The organism is Pseudolysinimonas sp. (assembly GCF_057350545.1).
On sequence record NZ_JBMRCP010000073.1, the window covers coordinates 1 to 8,444 of the forward strand.

Genomic DNA, 8,444 nt, shown 5'->3' on the forward strand with positions numbered 1-8,444 from the left:
GCGATCGTCACGATGGCGAGGTAGTCGCCGCGCAGCCGCAGGGTCGGGATGCCGAGGATGAGCGCGAAGATGAGCGCCGCCACGATGCCGACGATCACGCCGCCCCACCACGGGAACCCGAAGGTGAGGATCGAGATCGCGTAGCCGTAGGCACCGAGGGCCATGAAGCCCGCGATACCCATGTTGAGCAGGCCCGCGTAGCCGAAGTGCACGGCGAGACCGAGCGCGGCGAGCGCGTAGGCCATCGTCGCCGGCGAGATGATGCTCGACGCGGTGTTCGAGAGGATCTGAGTCCAGTCCATGGGTTAACCGATCCTCTCGCGGCGCCCGAGGATTCCCTGGGGGCGGAACAGCAGGATGATGATGAGCACGACGAGCGGCGCCGCGAAGCGCAGGTCCGCCGGGATCCAGAGGGTGGAGAGCTCGACCACGAGGCCGATCACGATCGCACCGACGAGGGCTCCGAACGCGGTGCCGAGTCCGCCGAGGGTGACCGCGGCGAAGAGCAGCAGCAGCACCTCGGCGCCCATGTCCCACTTGAGTCCGGGCCGGTAGTAGGCGAACAGCACGCCGGCGAGCGCGGCGAGAGCCCCGGAGATCACCCAGACGACGCGCACGACGCGGTCGACGTCGATGCCCGAGGCGGCGGCGAGCGACGGGTTGTCGGAGATCGCGCGGGTCGCCTTGCCGAGCCGCGAGAAGACGAGCCACGCGGCGAACGCGAGCAGGGTCACCACGCTGATCCCGATGCTCACCATGTCGATCACGGTCATCGACACGGAGCCGAAGAGCGGGATCGCCGGAGACGCCGCGCCCTCGAGCTGCTTCGTCTCGGCCCCGATGAAGTACTGGTACGTGTAGCGCAGCGCGAGCGAGAGTCCGATGCTGACGATCATCAGCTGCACGAGGCCGAGCCGGCGCCGGCGGAGCGGCCGCCAGATGCCCGCGTCGAGCACGAAGCCGAGGCCGCCGCCGAGAACGACGGCCAGGCCGATCGCGACGAAGATCGGCACCCCGGCGGAGGACAACAGGAAGGCGACTGCCGCCCCGAAGGTCACCATCTCCGCATGCGCGAAGTTGGAGATGCCGGTCGTGCCGTACACGAGGGAGAGGCCGATCGCCGCGAGCGCGAGCATGAGGCCGAACGAGAGGCCGGTCACGATCTTCTGCATGACGATGTCGAACAGGCCCGTGACGTTGCGGGTGCCTTCGCCGATGAAGTAGTTGGCGGTCACGCGCCCGCCGGGGCCGACCGTGACCTCCTTCACGTTGGGAGACTCACTGGTCTCATCGACGACGGCGATGCCTTCGGGGAGGGTCGACTCGTCGAGGGTGACGGTGTAGTCGGCGTTGCGCTCGGGGACACCGACCGCCCACTGCCCGTTCTCGTCGGTCTCGACATCCGTGTCGATGCCGTTCCCCTCGACGTTGAGTTCCACGCCTTCGAGGGGTTCCCCGTCGAGTTGGACGTTGCCGCTCACGCGGTACGGGTACTCATCGGTGTCCACCTCGTCGGCGAACGCCGTGAGAGGCGTCAGCAGCTGGAGACCGATGAGCCCGGCGAGCACGGCGACGAAGGCGCCGGCGAGGCGCTTCCTGCGGCGGTCGGGGCGTGCGGTCGCCGATCGGGCGAATGTCACGGAACCTCCAGGGATCGGCGGGGCGCGTCTGGTGGACGCACGTCGGCATTGACGCTAGCCCCCGATTATTGCTTCCGTGTTTCGAATGGGGCACGGAACCGGGTCGCCCCAGTATGGGCCGGAATTCTCGAGGTGCCAAACGGTTAAGATCGAGTACCGGGCTCCAGTGCAGCAGCCGGGTTCGTATTCGCGTCATCACCCTGCCTGCGAGGACACCATGGACCAGCCCGATCCCTTCGGATTCGTCGGACTCACGTACGACGACGTCATGCTGCTGCCCGGACACACCGACGTGATCCCCAGCGAAGCCGACACGGCATCCCGGCTCACCCGCCGGATCACGGTCAGCGCTCCGCTGCTGTCGAGCGCGATGGACACCGTCACGGAGTCGCGCATGGCCGTCGCGATGGCCCGCCAGGGCGGCCTCGGGGTGCTGCACCGCAACCTCTCGATCGAGGATCAGGCGGCGCACGTCGACAAGGTCAAGCGCTCCGAATCGGGGATGATCACCAACCCGATCACGACGACGCCCGACGCCACGGTCGCCGAGGTCGACGAGCTGTGCGGGCGGTTCCGGGTCTCCGGCGTGCCCGTCGTCGAGGGTGACGGGCGCCTCGTCGGCATCATCACCAACCGCGACATGCGCTTCGTCTCGCCGTTCGAGACGTCGTCGACGCTCGTGCGCGACGTCATGACGAAGATGCCGCTCATCACGGCTCCCGTGGGCATCGATCCGGATGACGCGGTCGCGATCTTCGCGCAGCACAAGATCGAGAAGCTGCCGCTCGTCGACGGCGACGGCATCCTCCGCGGCCTCATCACGGTGAAGGACTTCGACAAGAGCGAGAAGTACCCGAACGCGACGAAGGACGACGCGGGGCGACTGCGCGTCGGTGCGGCGATCGGCTTCTTCGGCGACGCGTGGGAGCGCGCGGGGCAGCTGCGCGACGCGGGCGTCGACATCATCGTCGTCGACACCGCGAACGGCGACTCGAAGGGCGTGCTCGACATCATCGCGCGGCTCAAGCGCGACTCCGCGTTCGCGGCCATCGACGTCATCGGCGGCAACGTCGCCACGAGGTCCGGCGCGCAGTCGCTCATCGACGCGGGTGCGGATGCCGTGAAGGTCGGGGTCGGCCCCGGCTCGATCTGCACCACGCGCGTCGTCGCGGGGGTCGGCGTGCCCCAGGTCACCGCCGTCTACGAGGCGTCGCTCGCGGCGCGCGAGACCGGCATCCCGGTCATCGCCGACGGTGGCCTCCAGTACTCGGGCGACATCGCGAAGGCGCTCGTCGCCGGCGCCGACACCGTCATGCTCGGTTCGCTCCTCGCCGGTACCGACGAGAGCCCCGGCGACCTCATGTACGTCAACGGCAAGCAGTTCAAGAGCTACCGCGGCATGGGCTCGATCGGCGCCATGAGCGACCGCGGCAAGAAGACCTCGTACTCGCGCGACCGCTACTTCCAGGCCGATGTGCCCTCCGACGCCCAGCTCATCGCCGAGGGCATCGAGGGTCGCGTCCCCTACCGCGGCAACGTGTCGACGACCGTCTACCAGCTCATGGGGGGCCTCCGGCAGTCGATGTTCTACGTCGGCGCGCGCACCATCCCGGAGCTCAAGGCCCGCGGCAAGTTCGTGCGCATCACCCCCGCCGGTCTCAAGGAGTCGCACCCGCACGACATCCAGATGACCGTCGAGGCGCCCAACTACTCCCGGTAAGGGCTGCCCCTTTTCGCGCTTGGCTCCAGCCGAGCGTGCTTGGACCCAACACGAGGTGGGTCCAAGCACGCTGAATCCCGTCCCAGCACCCTGGGCGGAGCGTTTCAGGCGGCCTTCACAGCCCGCGGCGCGGCGACTTCTCCCCGCCCAGGGACGAGAGCGTTCGAACGCCGAGCCCGCGCGAGCATCCTGCGGAGATGGCCGAACCTCGCGAACTCCTTCTCCGGACACGTGATCTGCTCGAATACGGACTGACACGGGAAGCGATCCGGCGCGCAGTGCGCAGCACGGACCTCGTCAGGGTCCGTCGGGGCGCCTACTGCGCAGGCAGGGTCTGGGAACAGCTCGACGTCAGACAGCGTCATCTCGTGCGGGCCGCTGCAGTGGTCGCAGACGTCGACGCCCCGTTGCTGACGGGGCTCTCGGCCGCCGCCATCTGGGGCATCCCGACGATCGATGACCTGCCCGCCGAGGTCCATCTCCTGGTGCCGTACGGCGGTGGTGGGAAGTCGGAGCCTGGCGTGCGACGCACCTCGATCGGCGCACGCGGCGCTCCGCGGGACGTCGTGGATGGACTCCCCGTGACGTCGCTCGCATGGACCGTCGTCGATCTGGCCTCACGTCTGGGCTTCGTGCAGGGGGTCATGGCCGCGGACTTCGCTCTTCGTGCGGGCGTGACCCGGGAGCAACTCCTCGCGGCGCTCGAGTCGAGGTCGAGCCGCTACGGTCGGTCGGCGGCGTACTCCGCCATCGATTTCGCCGATGCGCGAGCGGAGAACGGCGGCGAGTCGGCGGTGCGCGCCGTCGTCGCGATCCTCGGCTTCTCGGTGCCGGACCTGCAGGTCGTCGTCGTGGATCGTCAGGGTGAGATGAGGGTCGACTTCCGATGGCGCCGGGTCGACGGCTCGTGGGTGTACGGCGAGTTCGACGGGAAGCAGAAGTACACGAGAGCGGAGTACTCGAAGGGTGATCCCGCCGAGGTGCTGTGGCGCGAGAAGAAGCGCGAGGACAGGCTGCGCGTGGGTTCCCACGGCGTCGTGCGCATCCTGTGGTCGCACGTCTTCGATCACCGCGAGCTGACGCTGCTGCTGACCGAAGCCCGTGTTCCCAGACGGGGTTCCGCGCGGATGGACCCAGCTCTCGGCGGGTCCAAGCGCGCTTTGATCCAGCCAAGCGCGACCAGTAGCCCCGGGTAGGCTCGACGGGTGAGCGACATCGAGATCGGCCGCGCCAAGCGAGCCCGCCGCGCCTACGCGTTCGACGACATCGCGATCGTTCCGAGTCGGCGCACGCGCGACCCGAAGGACGTGAGCGTGAGCTGGACGATCGACGCCTTCACGTTCGGCATCCCGGTGCTCGCGGCACCCATGGACTCGGTCGTGAGCCCAGCGACGGCGATCGCGATCGGGCAGCTCGGCGGTCTGGGCGTACTCGACCTCGAGGGCGTGTGGACGCGCTACGAGGATGCCGAGGCGACGCTCGCCGAGATCCGCGGACTCGCCGCCGAGGGGGCGACGGCGCGGCTGCAGCAGATCTACGCCGAGCCGATCAAGCCCGAGCTGCTCAAGGCGCGGATCGCGGAGATCCGCGCCGCGGGAGTGCCGGTCGCCGGAGCGCTCAGCCCGCAGCTCACGCAGGAGCACTACAAGACCGTGGTGGATGCCGGCGTCGACCTCTTCGTGATCCGCGGCACGACCGTGAGCGCCGAGCACGTGTCGAAGAACGCCGAGCCGCTCGACCTGAAGAAGTTCATCTACGAGCTCGATGTGCCCGTGATCGTCGGCGGAGCGAGCACCTACACGGCGGCGCTGCACCTCATGCGCACGGGTGCCGCGGGTGTGCTCGTCGGCTTCGGCGGCGGGGTCGCGAGCACGACCCGCACGAGCCTCGGCATCCACGCCCCGATGGCGACGGCCGTGGCGGATGTCGCCGGCGCGCGCCGCGACTACCTCGACGAGTCGGGCGGACGCTACGTGCATGTCATCGCCGACGGCGGTCTCGGCACGTCGGGCGACATCGTCAAGGCGATCTCGGTCGGCGCCGACGCCGTCATGCTCGGCTCGACGCTCGCGCGTGCGCAGGAGGCTCCGGGTGGCGGGTTCCACTGGGGCTCCGAGGCCCGGCACCCCGAACTGCCGCGCGGCCACCGCGTCGAGGTCGGCACGACGGCGCCGCTCGAGAAGCTGCTCTTCGGTCCGGCCGACACGGTCGACGGTCGCATGAACCTCATCGGCGCTCTGCGCCGCTCGATGGCCACGACGGGGTACTCCGACCTCAAGGAGTTCCAGCGGGTCGAGGTCGTCGTCGCGCCGTACCACCAGGGCTGACCGGTCCGGGCTACTCCGGCACGAGCGCGAGCAGCGCGCCCCGCGCGGCGTCGGCGTCGTCGAGGGATGCCGTGAGAGCTCCGCGCCACGCGGCGGCGAGCAGGCGGCCCACCGGCATCCCGTCGCGGTCGGCGCGCTCGCCGAAGAAGTCCTCGACCGCGTCGACGCCCCGGTCGGGATGCGGCTCGGACAGCAGGCGTGCGAACCCGGCGCGCACGAGGTAGTCGAACCCGACGGCGACCGCGCGGGGGAGTGACGGGGTGGCGTCCCAGGCGCCTTCCATGCGGTCGAGCAGCCGGCGCTCGACGTCGTCGCGCACGAGGTCGTAGAGCCCGGCCTTGCTGCCGAAGTGGTGGTACAGCGAACCGACGGTGACGCCGGCGGCGGCGGAGATCTCGGTGACGCCGACCTCGTCGTAGCCGCGGCGCGCGAATTCGGCGAGGGCGGCCTCGACGAGCCGCCCCTTGCTCGTCCCCGGGACCGGGATCCATTCGCGCACGGACTCAACGTAATCGCTTTACGCCCAAGCGTAACGTCATTATGCTGCGTGTCATGAAGCTGACGTTCGTCTACGCACCCGTGTCCGACCTGCCCACCGCGCTCGCGTACTACCGCGACACCTTGGGCCTCGACGAGTCCTGGCGGGAGGGCGACCACACGGTCGCCTTCGCGCTCCCCGACACCGACGTGCAGATCATGGTCTCGGTCGACACCGACCCCGCCGGGCCGATGTACATCGTCGACGACGCGGCAGCCTGGGTCGCCGCGCACCCCGAGCTCACGCCGTTGAGCGACGTCTCCGAGATCCCCGACGGCGCCGTCGTGCGCTACGCCGACCCCGCCGGCAACGCGTTCTACGTCTTCGACCAAGCGGGTGCCGAGTAGAGCACGCTCCTAAGCTGGGGGCATGGCGCCGCGCACGACGGTCACCCGATCCACGCGACTCGGACCCGACGAGCGCGCCGAATCGCTGCGCAACATGCGCGCGAAGGAGCTCGACATCCTCGTGATCGGCGGCGGCATCGTCGGCACGGGGGCAGCCCTCGACTCCGTCACCCGAGGCCTCCGCACGGGGCTGCTCGAGGCCCGCGACTGGGCGTCGGGGACGTCGAGCCGCAGCAGCAAGCTCGTGCACGGCGGCATCCGCTACCTCGAGCAGCTCGACTTCCGTCTCGTGCGCGAGGCGCTCATCGAGCGCGGCCTGCTGTTGCAGCGCATCGCGCCGCACCTCGTGAAGCCCGTGCGGTTCCTCTACCCGCTCACGAAGGGGCTCGTCGAGCGTGCCTACATCGGCGCCGGGATGCTGCTCTACGACGGGTTCTCCTATACGGGCGGCCGGCCGCCGGGAGTGCCGCATCACCGCCACCTCACCCGCCGTCAGCTGCTGCGTGCGGCGCCGAGCCTGCATCCCGACGCCTTCACGGGCGGGCTCACCTACTACGACGCGCAGGTCGACGACGCCCGCTACGTCGCCAACCTCGCCCGCACCGCGGCGTTCTACGGCGCCCACGTCGCGAGCCGCGTCGAGGTCGTCGGCTTCCTCAAGGTCGGAGAACGTGTCACCGGGGTGCGCGCGAAAGACCGCGAGACGGGCGAGGAGTTCGAGATCCACGCCAAGCAGGTCGTCAACGCGACGGGCGTCTGGACCGACGAGACGCAGGCGATGGTCGGCGAGCGCGGGCAGTTCAAGGTGCGCGCGTCGAAGGGCGTGCACCTCGTGGTGCCGCGCGACCGGTTCCAGAGCAAGCTCGGGCTGCTGCTGCGCACCGAGAAGAGCGTGCTGTTCGTCATCCCGTGGGGTCGGCACTGGCTCATCGGCACGACCGACACGACGTGGGATCTCGACAAGGCGCATCCTGCGGCAACGGCGGCCGACATCGACTACCTGCTCGAGCACGTCAACTCGGTGCTCGCCACGAAGCTCACGCGCGACGACGTCGAGGGGGTCTTTGCGGGACTCAGGCCGCTGCTCGCCGGCGAGAGCGAGGAGACGAGCAAGCTCTCCCGAGAGCACATCGTCGCGCACAGCGTGCCCGGCCTCGTGGTCGTCGCCGGCGGCAAGTGGACCACCTATCGAGTGATGGCGAAGGATGCGATCGACGAAGCCGTGCGCGCGCTCGACGGGTCGATCTCGGAGAGCGTGACCGAGAACATCGGCCTGCTCGGCGCCGAGGGCTACGAGGCGGCGTGGAACAAGCGCCACAAGATCGCGAAGGCCTACGGGGTGCACCGCGTACGCGTCGAGCACCTGCTGAACCGCTACGGCGTGATGACCGACGAACTGCTCGACCTCATCCGGGAACGCCCCGAGCTCGCCGACCCGCTTCCGGGCGCCGACGACTACATCGGCGCCGAGGTCGTCTACGCCGCGACCCACGAGGGCGCGCTCCACCTCGACGACGTGCTCGCGCGCCGCACCCGCATCTCCATCGAGTCCTGGGACCGCGGCGTCGCAGCGGCGCCCGTGGCGGCGCAGCTCATGGCCGGGGCGCTCGGGTGGGATGCCGCCCGCGTCGAGCGGGAGGTCGCCCTCTACCTGAAGCGCGTCGAAGCCGAGCGGGCGAGCCAGGAGCAGCCCGACGACGCGTCCGCCGACCGCGTGCGGCTCACCGCCCCCGATCCGGTCTGACGGCACCGCTCGAGTCCCGCTCGTAGACTCGGGGGATGGTCGATGTGCGGCGGGTCAAACTCCCCGGGGTCGGGGTGCTCCACACCTTCGTGTGCGAAGACGGCGGCAAGGTCGGCGTCATCACTCAC

9 protein-coding genes and 1 pseudogene are annotated in these 8,444 nt (G+C 69.7%); 7 read left to right on the forward strand and 3 right to left on the reverse strand.

Features of this window, described 5'->3' with window-relative positions; all coding sequences use genetic code 11:
• A partial coding sequence (locus ACO1X9_RS10415; protein WP_486350767.1) for an ABC transporter permease subunit occupies nucleotides 1–302 on the reverse strand: 302 nt, incomplete at its 3' end.
• A 3-nt stretch (nucleotides 303–305) separates the two neighbouring features.
• Nucleotides 306–1,640, reverse strand: a complete 1,335-nt coding sequence (locus ACO1X9_RS10420) for a branched-chain amino acid ABC transporter permease (protein WP_486350768.1) — start codon at nucleotides 1,638–1,640, stop codon at nucleotides 306–308.
• Between the two features lie 217 nt (nucleotides 1,641–1,857).
• Here ACO1X9_RS10420 and guaB point away from each other — a divergent pair, with 217 nt between their 5' ends.
• From guaB to ACO1X9_RS10440, 4 genes and pseudogenes are all read left to right on the forward strand, one after another.
• Nucleotides 1,858–3,360 (forward strand): IMP dehydrogenase, encoded by a 1,503-nt coding sequence (gene guaB / locus ACO1X9_RS10425; RefSeq protein WP_486350769.1) that lies wholly within the window; start codon nucleotides 1,858–1,860, stop codon nucleotides 3,358–3,360.
• 197 nt (nucleotides 3,361–3,557) lie between these two features.
• A pseudogene (locus ACO1X9_RS10430) lies at nucleotides 3,558–3,671 on the forward strand (hypothetical protein); the annotation flags it as partial.
• A 57-nt stretch (nucleotides 3,672–3,728) separates the two neighbouring features.
• Nucleotides 3,729–4,556: a hypothetical protein gene (locus tag ACO1X9_RS10435; protein WP_486350775.1), complete on the forward strand. Its 828-nt coding sequence runs from the start codon at nucleotides 3,729–3,731 to the stop codon at nucleotides 4,554–4,556.
• Nucleotides 4,557–4,565: 9 nt separating this feature from the next.
• A complete protein-coding gene (locus ACO1X9_RS10440; RefSeq protein ID WP_486350770.1) occupies nucleotides 4,566–5,687 on the forward strand; it encodes a GuaB3 family IMP dehydrogenase-related protein in 1,122 nt (373 codons plus the stop codon).
• A 10-nt stretch (nucleotides 5,688–5,697) separates the two neighbouring features.
• Here the strand turns inward: ACO1X9_RS10440 and ACO1X9_RS10445 are convergent, their stop codons facing one another.
• Nucleotides 5,698–6,186, reverse strand: a complete 489-nt coding sequence (locus ACO1X9_RS10445; protein ID WP_486350771.1) for a TetR/AcrR family transcriptional regulator — start codon at nucleotides 6,184–6,186, stop codon at nucleotides 5,698–5,700.
• Between the two features lie 53 nt (nucleotides 6,187–6,239).
• Here ACO1X9_RS10445 and ACO1X9_RS10450 point away from each other — a divergent pair, with 53 nt between their 5' ends.
• The 3 genes from ACO1X9_RS10450 to ACO1X9_RS10460 form a co-directional block, all read left to right on the forward strand.
• Nucleotides 6,240–6,572: a VOC family protein gene (locus tag ACO1X9_RS10450; RefSeq protein ID WP_486350772.1), complete on the forward strand. Its 333-nt coding sequence runs from the start codon at nucleotides 6,240–6,242 to the stop codon at nucleotides 6,570–6,572.
• A 22-nt stretch (nucleotides 6,573–6,594) separates the two neighbouring features.
• Nucleotides 6,595–8,316 (forward strand): glycerol-3-phosphate dehydrogenase/oxidase, encoded by a 1,722-nt coding sequence (locus ACO1X9_RS10455; RefSeq protein ID WP_486350773.1) that lies wholly within the window; start codon nucleotides 6,595–6,597, stop codon nucleotides 8,314–8,316.
• A 35-nt stretch (nucleotides 8,317–8,351) separates the two neighbouring features.
• A partial coding sequence (locus ACO1X9_RS10460) for a cation:proton antiporter regulatory subunit (protein ID WP_486350774.1) occupies nucleotides 8,352–8,444 on the forward strand: 93 nt, incomplete at its 3' end.

Coding starts and splice junctions, on each gene's coding strand:
- guaB (WP_486350769.1), top strand. CDS start 1,858: ATGGACCAGCCCGATCCCTTCGGATTCGTCGGACTCACGTACGACGAC.
- ACO1X9_RS10450 (WP_486350772.1), top strand. CDS start 6,240: ATGAAGCTGACGTTCGTCTACGCACCCGTGTCCGACCTGCCCACCGCG.
- ACO1X9_RS10455 (WP_486350773.1), top strand. CDS start 6,595: ATGGCGCCGCGCACGACGGTCACCCGATCCACGCGACTCGGACCCGAC.